This is a genomic window from Streptococcus uberis, assembly GCF_900475595.1.
Classification (GTDB): Bacteria; Bacillota; Bacilli; order Lactobacillales; family Streptococcaceae; genus Streptococcus; species Streptococcus uberis.
In genome coordinates, this window is record NZ_LS483397.1 from 1177099 (window position 1) to 1199346 (window position 22248).

15 protein-coding genes are annotated in these 22248 nt (G+C 35.5%); 5 read left to right on the forward strand and 10 right to left on the reverse strand.

Annotated features, from left to right (window positions below):
• Positions 1 to 17 precede the first annotated feature (17 nt).
• The 3 genes from glgP to DQM95_RS06205 all read right to left on the reverse strand — a co-directional run bounded on the left by glgP (position 18) and on the right by DQM95_RS06205 (position 4922).
• The gene (gene glgP, locus DQM95_RS06195) at positions 18 to 2282 is read right to left on the reverse strand and encodes a glycogen/starch/alpha-glucan family phosphorylase (protein ID WP_037591930.1); all 2265 of its coding nucleotides are present in this window, start codon (positions 2280 to 2282) and stop codon (positions 18 to 20) included.
• A gap of 22 nt (positions 2283 to 2304) precedes the next feature.
• Positions 2305 to 3813: a 4-alpha-glucanotransferase gene (gene malQ, locus DQM95_RS06200; RefSeq protein WP_046388136.1), complete on the reverse strand. Its 1509-nt coding sequence runs from the start codon at positions 3811 to 3813 to the stop codon at positions 2305 to 2307.
• An 89-nt stretch (positions 3814 to 3902) separates the two neighbouring features.
• Positions 3903 to 4922 carry a LacI family DNA-binding transcriptional regulator gene (locus tag DQM95_RS06205; protein ID WP_012658629.1) on the reverse strand — a complete coding sequence of 340 codons (1020 nt, stop codon included), beginning with the start codon at positions 4920 to 4922 and terminating at the stop codon, positions 3903 to 3905.
• Positions 4923 to 5118: 196 nt separating this feature from the next.
• Here DQM95_RS06205 and DQM95_RS06210 point away from each other — a divergent pair, with 196 nt between their 5' ends.
• The 3 genes from DQM95_RS06210 (at position 5119) to DQM95_RS06220 (ending at position 8834) form a co-directional block, all read left to right on the forward strand.
• A complete protein-coding gene (locus DQM95_RS06210) occupies positions 5119 to 6369 on the forward strand; it encodes an extracellular solute-binding protein (protein ID WP_037591928.1) in 1251 nt (416 codons plus the stop codon).
• Positions 6370 to 6636: 267 nt separating this feature from the next.
• The gene (locus DQM95_RS06215) at positions 6637 to 7998 is read left to right on the forward strand and encodes a carbohydrate ABC transporter permease (protein WP_012658631.1); all 1362 of its coding nucleotides are present in this window, start codon (positions 6637 to 6639) and stop codon (positions 7996 to 7998) included.
• Entirely contained in the window at positions 7998 to 8834 is an 837-nt protein-coding gene (locus tag DQM95_RS06220; protein ID WP_012658632.1) for a sugar ABC transporter permease, read from the forward strand. The genes DQM95_RS06215 and DQM95_RS06220 overlap by 1 nt, the downstream gene beginning before the upstream one ends.
• A 115-nt stretch (positions 8835 to 8949) precedes the next feature.
• On the opposite strand, the gene dltD is transcribed toward DQM95_RS06220, so the two are convergent.
• The 6 genes from dltD to uvrB all read right to left on the reverse strand — a co-directional run bounded on the left by dltD (position 8950) and on the right by uvrB (position 15628).
• The gene (gene dltD, locus DQM95_RS06225; protein WP_037591926.1) at positions 8950 to 10215 is read right to left on the reverse strand and encodes a D-alanyl-lipoteichoic acid biosynthesis protein DltD; all 1266 of its coding nucleotides are present in this window, start codon (positions 10213 to 10215) and stop codon (positions 8950 to 8952) included.
• A complete protein-coding gene (gene dltC / locus DQM95_RS06230; RefSeq protein ID WP_012658634.1) occupies positions 10208 to 10447 on the reverse strand; it encodes a D-alanine--poly(phosphoribitol) ligase subunit DltC in 240 nt (79 codons plus the stop codon). Before dltC ends, dltD begins: the two co-directional genes overlap by 8 nt.
• A gap of 15 nt (positions 10448 to 10462) precedes the next feature.
• The gene (dltB, locus tag DQM95_RS06235; protein WP_037591924.1) at positions 10463 to 11725 is read right to left on the reverse strand and encodes a D-alanyl-lipoteichoic acid biosynthesis protein DltB; all 1263 of its coding nucleotides are present in this window, start codon (positions 11723 to 11725) and stop codon (positions 10463 to 10465) included.
• Positions 11722 to 13260: a D-alanine--poly(phosphoribitol) ligase subunit DltA gene (gene dltA / locus DQM95_RS06240; protein ID WP_111685973.1), complete on the reverse strand. Its 1539-nt coding sequence runs from the start codon at positions 13258 to 13260 to the stop codon at positions 11722 to 11724. The genes dltB and dltA overlap by 4 nt, the downstream gene beginning before the upstream one ends.
• A 12-nt stretch (positions 13261 to 13272) precedes the next feature.
• Entirely contained in the window at positions 13273 to 13407 is a 135-nt protein-coding gene (locus tag DQM95_RS06245) for a teichoic acid D-Ala incorporation-associated protein DltX (RefSeq protein WP_012658637.1), read from the reverse strand.
• Between the two features lie 229 nt (positions 13408 to 13636).
• On the reverse strand, positions 13637 to 15628 hold the full coding sequence (uvrB, locus tag DQM95_RS06250) for an excinuclease ABC subunit UvrB (protein ID WP_037591922.1): 1992 nt from the start codon (positions 15626 to 15628) through the stop codon (positions 13637 to 13639).
• Positions 15629 to 15796: 168 nt separating this feature from the next.
• On the opposite strand from uvrB, the gene DQM95_RS06255 reads away from it, so the two are divergent.
• Positions 15797 to 17971, forward strand: a complete 2175-nt coding sequence (locus DQM95_RS06255; RefSeq protein ID WP_037591920.1) for an ABC transporter substrate-binding protein/permease — start codon at positions 15797 to 15799, stop codon at positions 17969 to 17971.
• Positions 17971 to 18711: an amino acid ABC transporter ATP-binding protein gene (locus DQM95_RS06260; protein WP_012658640.1), complete on the forward strand. Its 741-nt coding sequence runs from the start codon at positions 17971 to 17973 to the stop codon at positions 18709 to 18711. The genes DQM95_RS06255 and DQM95_RS06260 overlap by 1 nt, the downstream gene beginning before the upstream one ends.
• An 88-nt stretch (positions 18712 to 18799) precedes the next feature.
• Here the strand turns inward: DQM95_RS06260 and DQM95_RS06265 are convergent, their stop codons facing one another.
• A complete protein-coding gene (locus DQM95_RS06265; protein ID WP_037591918.1) occupies positions 18800 to 22231 on the reverse strand; it encodes a S8 family serine peptidase in 3432 nt (1143 codons plus the stop codon).
• Between the last annotated feature and the right edge of the window lie 17 nt (positions 22232 to 22248).

Below are 22248 nucleotides of genomic sequence, written 5' to 3' on the forward strand. Positions count from 1 at the left end.
TTATTCCTGATTTTTTCTTAGTTTGAATGCCAAATATCTTGATTGTATTGTTCAATTGTACGATCAGAAGAGAAGAATCCAGCATTGGCAATGTTATGAACAACTTTTGTCATCCATAAGTCTTGGTCCTCATAATCTGCCAGCATTTTTTCTTTCACGTCAATGTATTCAGCAAGGTCAATGAGAGTCATAAACCAATCTTTGTTGATTAATTCTTTGTAAAGACGTTCTAAACGTTGAACATTGCCGACTTCTAACATTTCTGGGCTAATAATAAAATTAACTGCTGCTTTAATTTCTGGATGTATATCATAATAGTGTTTAGACACATAACCACCATCTGCATAGAGATTAATGATGGTATCTGAATCTTTACCAAAGGTATAAATGTTATCCATTCCTGCTAATTCAGCAATTTCAACATTGGCACCATCCATTGTTCCCAATGTTAAAGCACCATTGAGCATGAATTTCATGTTACCTGTTCCAGATGCTTCTTTAGAAGCCAATGAGATTTGTTCTGAAATATCACTTGCAGGAATTAAGTGTTCTGCAACGGTTACATTATAATTTTCAACAAGATGAACATTTAAGTAAGGGCTCACTTCAGGATCGTTATTAATGAGCTCTGACAAGCATAGAATTAAATGGATAATATCTTGAGCAATGATGTAAGCTGGTGCTGCTTTTCCACCAAAAATAACAGTGATTTTACGTTTAGGTAAGTTACCCTTTTTGATTTCTAAATATTTATGAATGACATAAAGAGCATTCATTTGTTGACGTTTGTATTCATGGAAACGTTTAATTTGAGTATCAATGATTGAGTTTTCATCCAACTCAATACCTTTATTATCTTTTAAATAACGTTTTAGGGCTAGTTTGTTTTGGTGTTTAATCTCAGCCAATTTAGCATGTACTTGACGATCATCTGCAAAAGCTAATAATTTTTCAAGCTTGGTGGCATCCGTTAAATAGTCATCACCAATCAATTCTTTAATATAATCTGCTAAATCTTGGTTTGCAAATTCTAACCAACGACGGAAGGTAATGCCGTTCGTTTTATTATTAAATTTTTCAGGATATAATTGATAGAATGCTTTTAATTCACTGTTTTTAAGGATTTCTGTGTGAAGTGCAGCTACCCCGTTAACACTTGTTGCAAAATGAATATCCATATGTGCCATGTGAACACGTCCAGCTTCATCAATAATCTGAAGTTCCGGTTCACTAATTTCAGAAGCAATGAAATCATTTAATTTTTCAATAATTGTGACAAGGTGTGGAACAACTTCATTCAAGTAATCTAAAGGCCATTTTTCAAGAGCTTCTGCCAAAATGGTATGGTTTGTGTAACCAACCATATTTTTAACTATAGATACTGCTTTTTCAAATTCAAATCCATGTTTTTCAGTCAGTAGACGAATCAACTCTGGGATAACCATTGAAGGATGTGTGTCATTAATTTGAACGTAAGCGTATTCTGCTAAATCTTCAAGATTTGATCCACGTTCTATTGCTTCATCAATAATCAATTGAGCAGCATTTGAAACCATAAAGTATTGTTGGTAAATACGTAACAATTCCCCATTACGGTCAGAATCATCTGGATATAAGAAAAGTGTTAAATTCTTTTGAATTTCTGTTTTATCAAAGGAAATACCATCTTTAATTAAATGGTAATCAACAGATTCAATATCAAAGAGATTTAAATAATTTTTAGTATCACGTTTATACCCTAAGACATCTATACGATCTAAACGTGATGTCAAAGTAAAGTTTTTAAACGGCACTTGATAAGAAATTTCAGTTGGTACCAACCAAGATTGATCCTCAATCCAATAGTTTGGTTCTGCTTCTTGTTGGTTATCTTTAAAGACTTGTTTGAAAAGGCCACAATGATAATTTAAACCAACACCTTCACCATTAATCCCTAAACTTGAAATAGAATCAATGAAACATGATGCTAAACGTCCAAGCCCTCCATTTCCCAAGGATGGTTCTAATTCAACATCTTCCACTTCAGCAATGGATTTTCCAGCTTGAGCTAATTCCTCTTTGATTTCTTTATAAATCCCTAAGTTGATGAGATTATTTGACAGCAATTTACCAATCAAGAACTCAGCTGAAATATAGTAAACTTTGCGTTTTGCTGTATTTTTTGATTTTTCACTAGCTGCATTTTTGACAAAGTTAAGTAATGACAGATAAATTTCTTCATTGCTTGCTTCTGCTAATGGTTTTCCAAGTCTTTTCTCAGTAAAAGTTGTAAATGTTGTCATGTTATCCTCTTTTCCTATTTTGTTAATGTAACTCTTTCTGATTAACACGGCCATACAATTCCGTTAGATAAACTAAATAGTCTTTATGGGCTGGAGTTAAGTCATTTTCAAGCATACGCCATTGCCAATTGCCTCCAACTGTATTTGGCATATTCATGCGAGAGTCAGCGTCTTTATCAAGCAAATCTTGCATACATAAAATAGCTATATCTCCTACGGATGCAAAAATGGTTCGAAGCATAGCTTCTGTAATAGACTCCTCATGAGATCTATTGAGGTATGCATCCACGAATTGAGCTTGTTTAACCGTAAGGTTTTCATACCAACCGTTAACTACTTCATTATCATGAGTTCCTGTGTAAACGACACTATTTGTTTCATAATTATGTGGTAAATCAAAGCTTTGACTCGTTTCATCATATAAACCAAACTCAAGTATTTTCATTCCTGGGAAACCAGTCGAAGCAAGAAGACGCTCTGCTTTCTCATCAATATAACCTAAGTTTTCAGCAATAATAGGCAGTTCTCCTAATTCTTTACGAACGGTTTCAAATAGTTCGAAGCCAGGAGCTGATTGCCAACGGCCATTTCTTGCAGTTGTATCTCCCCCAGGAATTTCCCAGAAATCAGAAAATCCTTTAAAATGGTCAATCCGAACTTTATCATATAGTTTACAAGATTCTTGAATGCGATAAACCCACCATGCAAAATCTGTTTTTTCGTGATTTTCCCAATTGTAAATAGGATTGCCCCAAAGTTGGCCATCTTCACTGAAACCATCCGCTGGAACGCCAGCAATATAAAGTGGTTTTTTATGACTGTCTACTTTAAATAATTCTGGCATGGTCCAAACTTCTACACTATCAGCCGAAACATAGATAGGCATATCTCCAATAATGTCAATACCATTTTTATTGGCATAAGCTTTTAAGGCAGACCACTGTTCAAAAAAGAAATATTGACAAACTTTATGATAATTTATCTGATCACTCAATCTTTCACGATAAGTTTCCAAAGCTTTTTCATCTCTTTTAATAATGGATTCATCATCCCACTCTTGTAGTGCTTTGTTACCAAAATGTTCTTTAATGGCCATAAACTCTGCAAAATCTTTAACCCAGCTTGCTCTTTCTTCAAATTGAGCTAATGCCTTAAGACCCTCTGGTTTTTTCAAAAAGGTTGATACAGCTTTTTCCAAGATTGGGCGACGTTCTTTAAAAATTAAGGCATAATCGACACTTTCGGGATTATTGCCAAATGAAATCCCTTGGTAATCACTTTTTTCTAAGTAACCATTTTGTTCAAGTTCTTCGAAATCAATAAAATGGGTATTTCCAGCTATTGCTGAAAAAGATTGATAAGGTGAATCTCCAAAACTTGTGGTTGTTAGAGGTAGTATTTGCCAATAAGTTTGTTTGCTTTCTTTCAGAAAGTCGACGAAATCATATGCAGACTTACCAAATGTACCAATACCAAATTGACCAGGTAAGGAGCTGATATGCATTAAAATTCCACTTGCACGATTGTTCATATGTTTCTCCTCAGTAATGTGACTATGATGAAATTATAACGCAACCGTTTGCGTAAGTCAACATTAAAAAGTGACATTCCTGAAAAATGTCACTTTTTGATGTTTCGTATGCTTTCCCTGACTTTTAAGGTAAAGGGGACAAAAATCTTTTGACTTAGGGTTTGTTCCTTAGTGTTAATAATTTCCATTAATTGTTTAAAACTGGTCTTACCTAAGTTTTCTACATTAATGTCAAATGTTGTTAAATAGGGATGAACTAATTTACAATAAGTTGAATTATTAAAGGTAATAATTGAAATATCATCAGGAACTTTTAAGCCATAATAAGACAATAATTGAATCATTCTGACTGACAAAACGTCTCCAATTACGATTAAAGCTGTCGTTTTTTTCTTAGAAATTGTTTGCATCAATTCTTCAACATTTATTGGATCAGATCTGTCAAAAAGAAGCATTTGATGAGATTCTAAGCCTAATTTGATGCACCCTTTTAAATAGCCAATATAGCGTTCTGATGCGACCTCTGACTGTAAATCATCTGTTATAAAGAGAATGTTGCTGTGGCCTTTTTCGTAAAGATAATTGACAGCTGTTTTTGCCATGAGTTGATTATCATTATCAATGTAAGTAATTTTATTTTCATCACCTTCTGGAGCTCCGACAATGACAAATGGGATTTTGTTAGCCATCAAATACTTTCTAACAGGATCATTTTGTTCCGAATACAAAATGATAAAACCATCCACTCTCTTTTGCAGATGCATTAATTTTACTTGCTCTTCTAACGCATCAACAGTCATACCAGTTGCAATTGAAACCGTAAAATGGTGAGACTTTGCTTCATTAGTTATGGTTGTTAAAATTTGCATAAAGAAGGGTTCGCTCAAACGATCAGTAACCGTAATTGGAGGGAATACAAGTCCAATATTATGAGTCAATCCACTTGCTAGCATTTGTGCAGCGACGTTTGGTACATAGCCTAAATCATGCATGGCTTTGCGAACCTTTTCTTTGGTTTTTTCCGAAATTGAATGATTGTCTTTTAATACTCTACTAACGGTTGAAGGATTTACTCCAGCTTTTTGAGCAACATCTTTAATTGTTACCATTTCGTTTTTCCTTTTATCGAATTGTTTTCATGAAATACTTATTTTTTCCATTATACCCTTATCTTTTAAAAAAGCAAGATTTGACAAGAAGACTTCAGGAAAGATAAAAAATCAAAAAAATGATAAAAAACTATTGACTTTTTCTGCAAACGGTTGCATAATATAATTATAAAATATTTCTTAGGAGGAAATGGCTATGAAATCATGGCAAAAAATTATCGTTAGCGGAGCAAGTTTAACACTTGCAAGTACACTTTTAGTGGGCTGTGCTTCTGACTCAAAAGGAAAAACAGAATCAGCATCATCAGATTCAAAAACAATTAAATTGTGGGTTCCAACTGGGGCTAAAAAATCTTATGCAGATACTGTTGCTAAATTTGAGAAAGATTCTGGTTATAAAGTAAAAGTTATTGAATCAGAAGATCCAAAAGCTCAAGAAAAAATCAAAAAAGATGCTACTACTGCTGCTGACGTATTTTCACTTCCTCACGACCAACTTGGTCAATTAGTAGAATCTGGAACTATTCAAGAAGTACCAGAACAATACACTAAAGATATTGTTGCAACTGCGACTGATCAAGCAATTGTAGGTGCTCAATATAAAGGCAAAACTTATGCTTTCCCATTTGGAATTGAATCACAAGTTCTTTTCTATAATAAAGAAAAATTAAGCGCTGAAGATATCACATCTTATGATGCAATTACAAGCAAAGCAACATTTGGTGGTACCTTCAAACAAGCTAATGCTTACGTAACTGGTCCTTTATTCATGTCTGTTGGCAACACATTGTTTGGTGAAAACGGTGAAGATACTAAAGGAACTAACTGGGGTAACGAAAAAGGTGCAGCAGTACTTAAATGGATTGCTGATCAAAAGAACAACAAAGGATTTGTTAGCTTAGATGCTAATAACGTTATGTCTAAATTCGGTGACGGTTCTGTAGCCTCATTTGAATCAGGTCCTTGGGATTACGAAGCTGCACAAAAAGCTATCGGTAAAGACAAACTTGGTGTTGCTGTTTATCCAAAAGTGACTATCGGTGGTGAAGAAGTTCAACAAAAAGCATTCCTTGGTGTTAAATTATACGCTGTTAACCAAGCACCTGCTAAAGGTGATACTAAACGTATTGCAGCAAGCTATAAACTTGCTTCTTACTTAACAAGTGCTGAAAGCCAAGAAAATCAATTTAAAACACGTCATATCGTACCTGCTAACAAAGAGATTCAATCATCAGAAGAAGTTCAGTCAAATGAACTTGCCAAAACAGTTATTACAATGGGATCTTCAAAAGATTACACAGTTGTAATGCCTAAATTAAGCCAAATGGCAACATTCTGGACTGAAAGTGCAGCTATTTTAAGTGATACTTTCAATGGTAAAATTCAAGAAGCTGATTACCTAACTAAATTACAACAATTTGATAAAGATATCGCTTCTACAAAATAATAGTTCACTATTATCAGATCATAAACAAGACTGAGTGAGGAACTACTCAATATAGGTTGTCTACTCATCCTAAGGAGTGGGACCGTACTCCGTAATGATTATCTGGGGTTTGGTTCCACTCCTACTTGTTTTATCTGTTTAAGTAGCATAGTGCTACTTAAATCTTTAAGCTTTTAAAGATTTAAGTAACATTTATCTACTGAGTGACCCTTTGCAACTATTTATTTTGAGATAATTGAACACTAAGTCCTAGAAAAGGAGATTTTTATGAATCACACTAACTTGAAAAAACAAGTATCTGTGAGTGAAGCCCTAAAAAATGGAGGCTGGGATATTAAACTTTCAGCTATCATCATGGGGTTTGCAAATTTAGTGAATAAGCAATTCATTAAAGGAACACTTTTCCTCATCAGTGAAATCGCATTTCTGATTGCTTTTGTGACCCAAATTATACCTGCCATTAAAGGTTTAATAACCTTAGGTACCCAAACACAAGGAATGGTAACTAAAGTTATCGATGGTATAAAAATGCAAGTTGCTGTAGATGGGGATAATTCGATGTTAATGCTCATCTTCGGTTTAGCCTCACTTATTTTTTGCCTTGTTTTTGCCTATATTTACTGGTGTAACCTTAAAAGCGCAAGCCATCTTTTTGAACTAAAAAATAAAGGTGAAAAGATTCCTAGTTTTAAAGATGATTTTAAAACCCTGGCAAATGGTCGTTTCCACATGACCTTGATGGCTGTACCATTGATTGGTGTTTTATTATTTACCATTCTTCCCTTAATCTATATGATTTGTTTAGCATTCACCAATTTTGACCATAACCATTTACCTCCTAAATCACTTTTTGATTGGGTTGGCTTCACCAACTTTGGTAACATTTTTTCTGGTCGAATGGCTGACACCTTTTTCCCAGTCTTTTCTTGGACATTGATTTGGGCCGTTTTTGCTACCATTACAAACTTCTTCTTTGGTATTATTTTGGCTTTATTGATTAATACCAAAGGTTTGAAATTTAAAAAGATGTGGCGAACCATTTTCGTCATTACTATCGCAGTTCCTCAGTTTATCTCCCTTTTAATTATGAGAAACCTGCTTAATGACGAGGGTCCCGTGAATGCATTATTGCATAAGCTTGGCCTTATTCACCATTCTTTACCATTTTTATCTGATCCTATTTGGGCTAAATTTTCAATCATCTTTGTTAATATGTGGATAGGTATTCCATTTACCATGTTAATTGCAACAGGTATTATTATGAACCTACCAAGTGAACAAATTGAAGCAGCTGAAATTGACGGGGCAAGTAAGTTCCAAGTCTTTAAATCAATTACCTTCCCGCAGATATTACTCATTATGACGCCAAATTTGATTCAACAATTTATTGGTAATATTAATAATTTCAACGTCATTTATTTGCTTACTGGTGGTGGTCCTACAAACTCTCAATACTATCAAGCGGGAACAACTGACTTATTAGTTACTTGGCTATACAAATTAACCGTTACTGCTGCGGACTATAACCTCGCTTCTGTCGTTGGTATCTTAATTTTTGCAGTTTCTGCCATCTTTAGTCTTTTAGCCTATACTAGAACGGCATCATACAAGGAAGGAGCTGTTAAATAATGAAAAATAAAAGACGTTTCCAATTAGGCTTGGTTTATGCCATTCTGATTGTCCTATCACTTTTTTGGCTCTTTCCAATTGCTTGGGTTGTTCTAACCAGTTTTCGTGGTGAAGGTACAGCCTATGTTGGTTATTTTTTACCAAAAACATTCACTTTAGATAACTATATCAAACTCTTTACCAATGAAACCTTCCCATTTGGAAGATGGTTTATCAATACCTTCATGGTAGCAACTTGGACTTGTATCATTTCAACTTTTATCACAGTTGCTATGGCTTATTCTCTCAGTCGAATCAAGTTTAAACACCGTAATGGCTTTTTGAAGCTGGCTTTGGTACTCAATATGTTCCCAGGCTTTATGAGCATGATTGCTGTTTATTATATTCTTAAAGCCTTAGGCTTAACCCAAACCCTTACGGCTTTGGTCTTGGTTTACTCAGCTGGTGCTGCCCTTGGTTTCTACATTGCAAAAGGTTTCTTTGATACAATCCCATATTCGCTCGATGAATCTGCCATGATTGATGGAGCGACTCGTATGGATATCTTTTTCAAGATTACGCTACCGCTATCAAAACCAATTATTGTTTATACTGCTTTGTTAGCCTTTATGGGACCTTGGATTGATTTCATCTTCGCGCAAGTTATCCTTGGCGACGCAACTAGCAAATACACTGTTGCTATTGGACTATTTTCAATGCTTCAACCAGATACCATTAACAACTGGTTCATGGCCTTCACTGCTGGCTCTGTCCTAATTGCTATTCCAATTACCCTACTCTTTATCTTCATGCAAAAATATTATGTTGAAGGTATCACTGGGGGTTCTGTTAAATAAGAAAGAGAGGTTTCTTAAACCTCCTTTTTCTTATCTCAATTCAAAAAACTTTCTCTTATGAGAAAGTTTTTTTACTTAGGTTTTAATGAAAAATCATTATCTGATGGATTGAAACTTACTTCAATTGATTATTGACGAGACTATCTCTTTTTGCCCAGTCTTGAGAATAAAAGTATGGATCAAGATGATAATCTAAGACTTGATTTTTTCTTGCCATAAATGAATGCAATTGTTTGTCTAAGGCCAACCAACCATTCCAACCAAGATGGATAGTATCTTCCATGAAATAAGGATCACCACCCTTAGTTGAAAAATCAGCAATCTGTTCAAATCCTTGGGACATGAGTTGAAATTTAATTTTGTGAACTGCGGCTTGGTATTTTTCCTGATTCAAGCCAGTATATTTAGCCCATTCCTGATTGACTGGTGGAATAACAAATAAGACATCTGTTTTCTGTTTTGCAAATTCTGATAAAATCAATTGAAAATCATTATATTCTGGAGAACTTGTGTAAACAAAGTTTTTTTGGAAGAGTTTATACTTATTAACCTTTTTACCAATCCGTTTGGTGTAGAAACTATTTTTAATCTTAAATGGATTATTTGAAGTTGCTGCTTCTCCACGTTTTATTGCTAATTTCTCTAACTTATCATACGAGAATGTCTTGGGTAAACCAGCGACTCTTGGTTTGATACGTTTTTGATAATTATCAGACGTCACTAGGAAACTAAATAACGATTCTTCTCTTAAAGCTATTTGATATTGGCATTTTAATAAGAAGCAATCCAAGGAACTTAATGGCTTACCTTGACTAACCTTTCTTAAGAGATTTGCTTTGGCGATACCGGGATTCAATTCTAGCATTCTTTTAGCAGCAAATGATGCACTTGAATCACCATTAGATTTTAAGAGAAATTGAAAAATTTGCGTCTTTGATAGATACATTTGAACTGCTGCAGAATTGGATCCTTGTGGTGTAAACCATTGCGGAGAAATCACAAAAACAGCTTTCCCACCCTTTAAATCCTTTGATATCTGTTGCATACCATAGTAATGTGTTAGAGATTGCGATCCCCTATTTCCAATTAAAAATGGTCGATAAGAACGGTGATAGCGTTCCGCAATAACAGAAGGATGCATACTGTCCATACGACTCCATTCACTTGAACCAAAAAAGGGTACAAAGTGATGTTTGGAATCACCTAATGCTTGATGTTTAATCACGCCATTTTTAAAGGAAGCATCCGAAATGGCCACAGCACTATTTTTTTCTTGTTTAAGATTTGGTGATAATGACGTTGGAAAGCTAAATATGGTAACGAGAACTAACAATAAGGCCAAAACCACCGGACCAACTATTGTCAATAGTTTTCTAAGCATTTTGAAGTTCCTTCACACCTTCAACAATTTTATTGACCGTATTCCAATCTTCTCGACCAAATTCTGAAATCGGAACCTTTATCTCAAATAGGTTTTCCAATTCAACAATTAACTCAACCGTACCTAAGCTATCTAAAACACCGGCATCAAAAAGGTCCTCATCTTTGATGTCAGAAACATCTTCCATAAACAAGCGATCAAATGCATCAATAATTTTTTCTTCAACAGTCATAATAAACTCCTTATATTAAAAATGAATGGGGTGGAACCAAAACTGGTCTAAAAATCCAGAAAACAGTAACAATGATACCATAACAATATGGAAGGTAACCATTATAGACAAATAGTGATAAGCTTTACTTGTAAATCTAGGTGGTAAACCTTTTTCTTTTCGTTTGCGGTTAATGGTTTTCTTCTTCCTGATCCAAGCATCCGTTAAGATTAAACCAAGTCCATGAAAAATGCCATAAGCAATATAATACCAGGTGATACCATGCCAAAATCCCATAATAGTCATATTAACAAGGTAGGCAACTCCAGAAGTGACATTCCTATTTTTGAAAACCTTGTGTTTAATGAGAAAATGAACTAAACGCATGAAGACATAATCTCTAAACCAAAAAGACAAGGTCATGTGCCATCTGTTCCAGAACTCTTTTAAATTTGGTGACAGAAATGGTAAATGAAAATTCTTAGGAGTTTTAATACCCATTAATTGTGAGATAGCTATTGCAAACATTGAATAGCCAGCAAAGTCAAAGAAAAGATTCAAGCCATATAAGTACATGACATATATGACAAAATGATTAAAATAGCCTCCTGTTGCCAAAGCTTGAGATTCAGCAAGAGGTAATAATACCGTTCCTAAAAAATACGAAATAATAAATTTGTAGAGAAAACCTAGCATTATTTGCATTACTGAACTATTAATCATCTCTAAATATTCTTCTCGTTCAGGAAGTGTCCTATAGTTTTCTTGAAATCTTCTAAACCTATCGATAGGACCACTTGAAAAAGTAGGTAAAAAGATTAGGAAGCGCAAGTATTCCCATAAAGAGAACTCTTTAAGAATGCCATCACGCATTTCCATGATCATTCCAACACTTTTAAAGGTTAAGTAGGAAATACCTAAAAAACTAAAGAGCGAATGATGATGAGGTCCCTGACCTAATAGAGGATTAACTTTAACGAAAAAGAGCGGAAGCAAAATCAGAACAACTGTACCTATAAAAATACCAATATGATTATAGCGAGTCCGATACCACTTATAAAAGAAAACAGTTAGTGTTTGCCAGACAAGGTATAGCACAAAAGCTTTTAATTGTGATGTATGGCCTTGACCAAACATTGCCAGAATGAAGAAAATCGTTACGACACTCTCATAAATCTGAAATCGTTTTTTGAAAAATAGACCGATAATGATGGGTAATAAAGCAATAAGGATATAGATAAAATAAATGGGATTTGAATACGGATCTAGATATGGAATTTGATTGAAAAATCCCATCATTTTTGATTTACCTCATTGATTAAAGCTTTGATATCAGTTTTCCCATTTGGTGTTAGTGGTAAAGTATCTCGATAGATAAATTTTGATGGCATCATATAAGACATCATTTTATCTTTCAAAGATTCTTTTATGGCTTTTGTCAAATCCAGATCACGATTAAATTGCTTTCTCACATCATTTTTCAAGACAACATAGGCTAATAAATTTTGAACCTTGTGTTCAGTATTATAACGTGGAACTGCTACCGCTGACTCAATAAAAGGTGATTGCATTAATTGTTGTGAAACATCTTCCAACTCAATACGGTAACCTCCATATTTAATTTGAAAATCAAGACGCCCCCCATATTGTAAGATGTTACTTTCTGAGAAATATCCCAAATCACCTGTGTGATAAGCTGGCATGCCCTTATAGGTAAAGAAGGCTTCTTTTGTTTTCTCTGGGTTATTTAAATAGCCCTTTGAGACAGCCGGACCTGCAACAATAATTTCGCCTGCCTCTCCAAGTGGAACAGGTTGCAAGTTTTCATCAAGGATTAGAGTTGGTGAATCAGGTTTAGGATAACCAATTGGTAAACGTGCTCCTTTTGCAACCATTTCTTTGGTAATTTGAATGGCTGAAAGTGCAACAGTCGCTTCAGTTGGACCGTAGGCATTAACAATAATTGCATTGGGAAAACGTTCCATTAACTTTCTTGCCGTCGAGACTGTCAACTCCTCACCATCAAAATAAAAATGTGTTAAATGTGGCATTTTATCATGGCAGAAGTCATCACTTAACATAGCCAAATCAGCAAATGAAGGCGTCGATGTCCAAATTCCAACAGGCAACTGTATGATTGTCTTAAACAACTGTTTAAAATCTGAAACCAATTCTTTAGGTAATGCATATAATGTTCCACCCAAAGCTAAGGTAGGGGCCCAATACATCACTGATAGGTCAAATGAATAGGGTGGTTGAGCAAGCATTTGAGGGCGCTCTGGGATTGCAAATTCTTTGTCTTCTATCATCCAATTGGTAAAACTTAACAAATTATCATGTGAAATTTGAACCCCTTTAGGCTTACCCGTAGTACCAGAAGTAAAAATAATATAGTAATTATCGTCACCTTTAACAGGACTAGACATCGTAAATGATTTTTGCGCAACCTTTGCCATCTGAATATCCTCAAGACTGATTACTTGTTTACTTTCAACAGTAACTGGAAGTTCTTCGATGGTGATAATAGCACTTGGTTGTCCTATTTCAATGATGTCTAAAATGCGATTCTGAGCAGAGTGAACGTCAACCGGAATATAAGCATGACCGGTTTTCGTTAAAGCAACAAAAGTTGCTAACATGTCATAGGTTTGAGCTCCAAAAACCATAACTGGGGATTTGGCTTCTAAATGTAAGTCGCTAAGGAAAGCCGCGATGCTATCTGAATCTCTCTTTAAATCACCATATGTGTAAGACTCTCCCATACATTTGTATACAGGAAAATCCTTTTGTACTTTTGCTAACTCTTCAATACGTTCAACCATATCTTTTATCATCTGTATGTCTCCTTAAAATTCATTATAAATAAATGCACTTTGACCATGTCCCAAATAATCAAAGATATAAATTAATAACATAAAAATCAGATAAAATAGAATTGTTTTACCAATAAATATACCTATTGATTGCCACTTTTTATTCATTGTCTATCCTTTGTCTTGTATTAGCTCTGTAAGGCACTAGAAAGATTTTACCCTAATTCACATCATTGAGCAAGAAAATTTCACAATTATGAGATAAAATTTTAATTATTTTAAAATTTAATTTTCTGTTTCCTTAATGTTATTAGATGTCAACTACTATATTTAGGTATTAACTGTAATAGTTGTAACTTAAACTTTTCTTAATTTTTCATTAAAAAAAGCATGGACATCAATCCATACTTTTTAATTCTAAAACCATATCTCTAATTTGAGCTGCCAATTCAAAATCAAGGAGCTCAGCTGCTTCATGCATTTGTTTTTGCAATTTCTTGATAGCTTCTTGCCTTTCTGATTTTGTCATAACAGAATAATCAAGACTTTCTTCTTCAACTTCTGTGTTTGTGCCTTTTGTGATTGAAATCAGGTCTCTAATTTCTTTTTTGATTGTTTGTGGAACAATACCATGTTCTTCGTTATAAGCCATTTGAATTTGGCGACGACGCGCTGTTTCATCAATGGCTTTTTGCATAGACTCTGTCATTTTGTCAGCATACATGATAACACGACCCTGTGAATTTCTTGCTGCCCGCCCTATGGTTTGAATTAAACCACGCTCGTTTCGAAGGAAACCTTCTTTGTCCGCATCTAGGATAGCAACAAGACTTACCTCAGGAACATCGATTCCTTCGCGCAGCAGATTTATCCCAATCAAAACGTCAAAAACGCCTAATCGAAGATCACGAATAATTTCAGTCCTCTCCAAAGTTTTGATGTCGCTATGCATGTACTTCACTTTGACACCCATTTCTTTGAGGTAATCTGTTAAATCTTCTGCCATTTTTTTAGTCAATGTGGTGATAAAAGTCCTTTCACCACGTTCTGTTCTTAAATTGATTTCACCCAACAAATCATCCATTTGCCCCATAGTCGGACGAACTTCCACAATAGGGTCTAATAGCCCTGTTGGTCGGATAATTTGTTCCACAATTGTATCGGTTTGTTCCAACTCATAATCACCAGGAGTTGCAGATACGTAAACAATTTGATGAACGTGACTTTCAAACTCCTCTCGTCTTAAAGGTCTGTTATCCAAGGCGGAAGGAAGTCTAAAGCCATAATCAACAAGCATTTTTTTACGAGCTTGGTCCCCATTATACATTCCCTTAATCTGTCCCATCGTCATGTGACTCTCATCAATCATAATTAAGAAATCTTCAGGGAAAAAGTCTAATAGCGTATAAGGAGGTTCTCCTTCCGAACGGCCATCCATATGTCTTGAATAGTTTTCGACACCGTTGGTATAGCCCATTTCACGGAGCATTTCAATATCATATTCTGTTCTTTGTTTTAAACGTTGCGCTTCTAAGAGCTTACCTTCTGACTCAAAAACTTTAAGCTGACTAGCTAGCTCAGCTTGAATTTTAGCAATTGAGGCTTCCATGTGTTCATCATTGGTCACAAAGTGAGTAGCTGGGAAAAGGACTAAATGCTCTGCTTCTCCCAAAATTTTCCCTGTTAAGGATTCAATTTCCCGAATACGATCAATTTCATCCCCAAAAAACTCTATACGAAAGGCATGTTCATCACGGGATGCTGGGAAAACTTCAACAACATCTCCACGAACACGAAATCGTCCTCTTTGGAAGTCAAAATCGTTACGTTCAAATTGAATATCAACCAGTTGATTCAAGAGTTGGTCTCGAGAGATTTCTTGACCTGGTCGAAGACTGACTGCAGAATCAGCGTACTCTTTGGGCGAACCCAAACCATAAATACAAGATACCGAGGCAACAACGATAACATCGTTTCTTTCTAATAAAGAAGAGGTTGCGGAATGACGTAATTTATCAATTTCATCATTAACAGACGAATCTTTTTCGATATAAGTATCACTAGAAGGTACATATGCCTCCGGTTGATAATAATCATAATAGGATACAAAATATTCCACTGTATTTTCAGGGAAAAATTCCTTAAATTCTCCATACAATTGCCCTGCCAAGGTTTTATTGTGAGCAATGACTAATGTAGGCTTATTGACTTTACTAATAACTTGACTCATGGTATAGGTTTTACCAGTACCAGTAGCTCCTAGTAATATCTGTGCTTTTTCACCACCTTCAATGTTATCGACTAACTGCTCAATTGCTTGAGGTTGATCACCGGAAGGCTGGTATTTGGATACTAATTTAAAAGTGTTCTCATCTCGTCTATCTATCATTTCAATACCTAAAACTCTTTCTTAAACCTATTTTAACACAGGAAGCTTCATTTCTGTAAATGAAAGATTTTAGAGTCATGTTATATTTTCTAACATGAAAAAATAAAAAGTTTGCTAATGTCAGACTTTTCTGATATAATGAAGCATATTTTTTCAAAGGAGAAAAAAATGAAAAAGATACTAAAGGTTTCCTTGCTTGCAATGCTTGCTCCTCTTTTTTTTATGGGAAGTATTGTAAGTGCTGAAACAATTACCATTGTTTCAGATACCGCTTATGCCCCGTTTGAATACAAAGATTCTGATCAGGTCTATAAAGGCATTGATGTAGATATTATTAATGAAGTTGCTAAACGCCAAAATTGGGATTTCAAGATGACCTTTCCAGGTTTTGATGCTGCTGTTAATGCTGTTCAATCTGGCCAAGCAAATGCCTTAATGGCAGGTACAACCATTACCGAAGATCGTCAAAAAGTATTTCATTTTTCAGATCCTTACTATGACACAAAAATCGTTATTGCAACCCAAAAAGCAAAACCAATTAAAAGTTATAAGGCTTTAAAAGGAAAAACTGTTGGTGTTAAAAATGGTACAGCTGCCCAATCTTTTTTAGATAAGCATAAAGAAAAATATGGTTACAGTGTTAAAACTTTTGATACTGGCGACCTCATGTATAATAGTTTATCTTCTGGTTCTATTGATGCCGTAATGGATGATGAACCTGTTATTCAATTTGCTATTAAACAAAATCAGGATGTCGCTATTAACATGGAAGGCGAAGCCATTGGTAGTTTTGGCTTTGCGGTTAAAAAAGGCAGTGGTTATGATGCTTTAGTTGATGATTTTAATAAAGCATTGAAAGAGATGAAAGCTGACGGTACATACCAAGATATCATGGCAAAATGGCTTGGCAACGACGTCAAAGCTGATAGTCTCGCATCTACTGGTGATGCTTCCAAAAAGGCAACACCTGTTAAAGAAAAATATAAAATTGTTGCAGACTCTTCTTTTGCCCCATTTGAATTCCAAAATGACAAAGGTGAATATGTTGGTATTGATATGGAATTGATTAAAGCCATCGCAAAGCAACAAGGTTTTACCATTGAAATTGCAAACCCAGGCTTTGACGCTGCATTAAATGCCGTTCAGTCTGGTCAAGCAGATGCTGCTATTGCAGGTATGTCTATCACCGATCAACGTAAAGAAATTTTTGATTTCTCAGACTCTTATTACACTTCTAAAATTTTACTAGGTGTTAAGTCTGGATCTAAAATTTCATCTTATAAAGATCTAAAAGGGAAAACAGTAGGTGCCAAAAAAGGGACTGCTTCCTATGATTTCCTTGACAATAACAAAGATAAATACAACTACAGTCTAAAAGCATTTGATGAAGCATCATCAATGTATGATAGCTTAAATTCTGGATCCATTGCTGCTTTAATGGATGACGAAGCGATTTTAAAATACGCTATTCAACAAGGACGCCAATTTGAAACACCTATCAAAGGTGAGCCTTCTGGAGAATATGGCTTCGCTGTTAAAAAAGGATCAAATCCAGAACTTATTGAGATGTTTAACAACGGCTTAGCAGCTTTAAAAAAATCAGGTGAATACAAAAAGATTCTCAACCACTATTTAGCATCTGATAAAGCTGAAAAAGAAGTTAAGAAAGCTGATGAGTCAAATATTGCTGGATTAATTTCGAACAACTACAAACAATTATTATCTGGTTTAGGTACTACCTTGAGCCTTACCTTAATTTCATTTGCAATTGCTATGATTATTGGTATTATTTTCGGTATGATGGCTGTTTCTCCAAGTAAAGGTATGCGTATAGCTTCTTCCATTTTCGTAGATGTTGTTCGTGGTATCCCATTGATGATTGTTGCAGCCTTCATTTTCTGGGGCGTACCAAATCTGATTGAGAGCATGACTGGACACCAATCACCTATTAATGATTTCTTAGCAGCTACAATTGCCTTATCATTAAATGGTGGTGCCTACATTGCTGAGATTGTGCGAGGGGGGATTGAAGCTATTCCTGCCGGACAAATGGAAGCTAGTCGAAGCCTAGGTATCCCTTACCGTGTTACCATGAAAAAAATCATTTTACCTCAAGCAGTTAAAGTTATGTTACCGAACTTTATTAACCAATTCGTCATTTCTTTAAAAGATACTACTATCGTTTCAGCAATTGGTCTTGTTGAACTGTTCCAAACTGGTAAAATTATCATTGCTCGTAACTATCAGTCTTTCCGCATGTATGCGATTTTAGCAATTATCTATCTTATCATGATTACACTCTTAACAAGACTAGCAAAACGTTTAGAAAAGAGGCTTAACTAATGGCAGAATTAAAAATTGATGTTCAAGATTTACACAAATCCTTCGGTAAAAATGAAGTATTGAAGGGTATTGATGCCAAGTTTTATGAAGGAGACGTTGTTTGTATTATTGGTCCTTCAGGTTCTGGTAAATCAACCTTTCTACGTACTCTAAACTTACTTGAAAGCATCACAAGTGGTAAAGTCGTTGTTGATGGATTTGAATTATCTGATCCTCATACAAACATCGATAAAGCTCGTGAGAACATTGGCATGGTTTTCCAACATTTCAATCTTTTTCCACATATGACTGTTATAGAAAATATCATGTTTGGCCCTGTGGAATTAGGCAAAGAATCTAAAGAAACTGCCAAAAAACATGCCTTGGAACTATTAGAAAAAGTTGGCCTTTCTGATAAAGCAGAAGCCTATCCTGCCAGCCTATCTGGTGGACAAAAACAAAGGGTTGCTATTGCACGTAGTCTAGCTATGAACCCAGACATCATGTTGTTTGATGAACCAACATCTGCTCTTGACCCTGAAATGGTTGGGGATGTTTTAAATGTAATGCGTGATTTGGCTAAGCAAGGAATGACCATGTTAATTGTCACTCATGAAATGGGATTTGCAAGGCAAGTTGCCAATCGTGTTATCTTTACAGATGGGGGACAATTCTTAGAGGATGGCACTCCTGAAGAAATATTTGATCATCCAAAACACCCACGTCTCATTGAATTTTTAGATAAAGTATTAAATGTCTAAAGCATAAAGTGATGTCAAAAGCCCTGTATTTTTACAGGGCTTTTTCTTATTTCTTTGGGATGTTTTGAATAATTATCCAATAGGCATATTAATCTCTCTTTTTAAAGTATGACCATAGGACTTGTAATATGCCACCAAATAACATGGCAATCCCTAAAAATGTCATTGTCTTTTGTGAATCAACTGTTTTAGGAAGACTTGTTTTTTGGCTTATTGACTGCGGATGAAGAGTTCCATCCTTAAGCGTGATTGAAGCGGGAACTTTTGGAAACTTATTTTTCTCACTTCTTTCAGACTTACTTTCATCCATAATGTCTTTCTCTTTTTCAACCATTAATTGGTCATTTTGTTTTTGGCCATCAATTGATGGTGTCGATAGTAGAGTTTGTTGACTAAGATTTTCTTGCTTTTCGTGTCTAATATCACCTGTATTATATTCTTTTCTATCACTCTTACTCTCTTCAAGTGAATGCATTTGATCTGAATGACTGTTCAATAATTGTGACAGGCTAATAACACTAAAATTACCTGAGAAATCTTCTCTGACAAAGAAGAAATGATCAGTTTTATCAAGATTGATAGTAATCTTCTCTCCACTGAGTTCATCTTCAACTTGGTTTGGGATCACAAAATGTCCCATATCATCTTTTTCAAAAGTGGTGAAATTAATATCATCTGTTCCATATTTATAGTAAAGTCGATCACGATAAGTATCATGAGATAAATAGTCTCTTGATTCTGTTAGCTCAATCCGTCTTTCGGCTAGCATCAAGATTGCACTTTGTGGCAGTTTTGACGGGGTTAAATCAACTAGAATATCAAAATCAATAAACTGTTCTTTGGCCCCTTCAGCAAGTGGCGTATAAGTTACACGATATCGATATAATCCCTCTGTAACCGGATTTCCAGAAGCATCTTTACCTTCCCAAACGGTATTTTCAAGCATGCTTTCTTTGATATCATTTGTATTCACATCTTTTTTAGCAAAAGCTTTTATAGGACTCTCCCAAATCGGATGTTGCAAATCATCACTTGGAAATACCTGTGCTTTGATGTCTCTGACATTTCTTAAGAAAACACCTCTAAATCCCACTTTATCCATATTATCATCGCCATTAGGTGAAAGTGCTAGATAAGGTTTGCCTTCGACAAATCGGAATCGACGAACCGTATTATCTCCTTCTTTATTATAGGAACCGAGGTAATCAGTCGTGCTAAATTCAGAAGCCATCTCTGGTGAAAAGCCATCTATTTTACTTCCTTCAACCAGTGACCAAGGCGTAAATGTTGTTATAAGACCAGTCATATATTGTTCTTTAATTTGTTGGATACTATCCACTTCAAAGTCATAAGGGTCTTGGCCTTCTTTGGGGCTGTAGTAAAACGTACCATCTAAATTTCGATAAATTGGACTATCAAGAGCCTCTAAATCTGCAAATTTTCCTTTGAAAGCGATAAAGGGAATAGATAAGTCTTTTTGAGCACCTTCCTTAGACTGAAATACTACAAAACCATCTAGAAAATAACCGTTAGGCATTTGAGCTTTAAGCTGTTGATCAAAGTTAGAAATATCAACCTTGATAACCACTTCTTGCTTTTGCTTCGGAGCTAGTTTTACTTGGAGGGGTCTCGTTTGATATAGCTCTTGTGGACGCAAGAGAATACGCCCCTTTCCAACTTTGTCAGTAAGCACCCTTGCAAAGTAAGTAAAGTTTTTTTCCTGATTGCTTAAATTATGTAAGGTTACTCTTAATTCGAACTGATTATTGACATCACCTAATTGAATTTTTGAAAGACCATCCGCAGCTGTTACATAAACATCTGTTTCAAGGGCCTTTTTGGCATCCAGTGCCCCTGCTCCTTGAACCCTAGGAGAATAGTAACTGTGATCTAACTCTGAATAAATTGGACTGGCAGTAGACATTAATAAGTTCTTAACTAACTGTAACTGTTCCTTAGCACTTAAGTGAGGGTATTCTTTCTGAATGTGTTTACGGACTAAATGAATAATTCCCATAGCATGTGGACTTGCAGCACTAGTTCCTGACATCTTTGAGTAGTCGTTTCCTGGAGTAGGTGAATAAATTTCATAGCCAGGTGCAGCAAAATCAGGTTTCATATTGCCATCAACTGATAAGCCCCAGCTTGAAAAGTTTGTCATTTGTCTGCCACCAGGCACCTCAACTAATTGCTTCTCTTTTTTTAATCTAAACTGTGGACTTGTCATCGTTTTTAACCAATCTGCATCCTCTTTACTGATAAAGCCCATAGGTAAAGGACCATTATAAGCTAAAGGAATGAGCGGTTTTTTAACTTGATTATTGTGGACAAGTACACCAGCTGCTCCCAAAGCCTCAACTTTTTCAGCAACTTCTTTGGAATTGGTGACAAAGTCATAATTCAAGACTAAAACCTTATTTTTCAGTCTTTCTGCATTCTCTTCCGTTTCTAATCCCTTTTCTAAGAAAATGAGCTCATAGTCCTTATTTTCTGCAAATGGACTAGCCATTTCAAGCGCCAAGGCTTTTGATGTGCTACCGTCAGTAACCGATAGTACTCTGCTCCAATAGTGCGGTGCAACATATGCTGCTACTGTAAAAACCTCCTCCGTAGTTGCTGGAGTTCCAATGACACCTGTATCAGGATTTTTCGCAAGAGGCTTCGTCTGGCTGCCGCCCATGGCATAATCATTTCCTGCAGCAACAACAATAGCGACGCCTTTATCTGCTGCTAATGCTAAGGCTTTTTTGAAATCATCATTAAGTTCATGGCTAGCTTTTCCAACTTGTCCAAAACTCATATTAATAGCTGTTGCTCCTAAAGCAATAGCATCTTTAACAGCCATGGCATAATGCTTTTCTCTTTCACCTTCTACACTTGGTTGCCCTACTTTTAAAAATAATAATTGAGCATTGGGAACAATGCCTTGCATTTGCTCCTTATTTTCTTTCTGTGTTAGGCCTGAAGCAGTTGCAATCCCTGCGACGTGGGTTCCATGGTAGGTATTTCTGTCAATAGACTCTTCCCCTTGTGTGTAATCATGGTAAAATGGGAGCTTATCATTTATCCACTGTCCTCGTTCAATACCTAATAATTGTTTCTTACTGTCAATGCTGGTTTGATCTGTGTACATTTTGTCAGCATCCTCTGGAAGCTGTAGCATGGAATGATTGGTTTCAATTCCTGAATCAATGACAGCTAAGACATCTCCTTCCCCTGTGCCAACTTTTTCCCAAAGAGCCTGGATATGAGATGGATCGACCTTTTCAATCATAGGTTGTAAGCTTTTTGGGGCAGTCTCATCCTTTTGATTGGTCTCTTGATTTGAGTTTGAGAGGTCTTCTGAACTTATGATAGTATGAGGCGTAGATGTTTCTGTCATCTTACTAAGCAAATCCGACTGCTTTTCATTTTGCAATTGATCTGCTGAGACTGTTGAAACTGTTGTCGTTAATACACTTGTTGCTAATAATGAGATTTTTAATATATGTTTTTTTCTCGAGTTAATGTTATTTTTCACAATAAGTCCTCCATTAC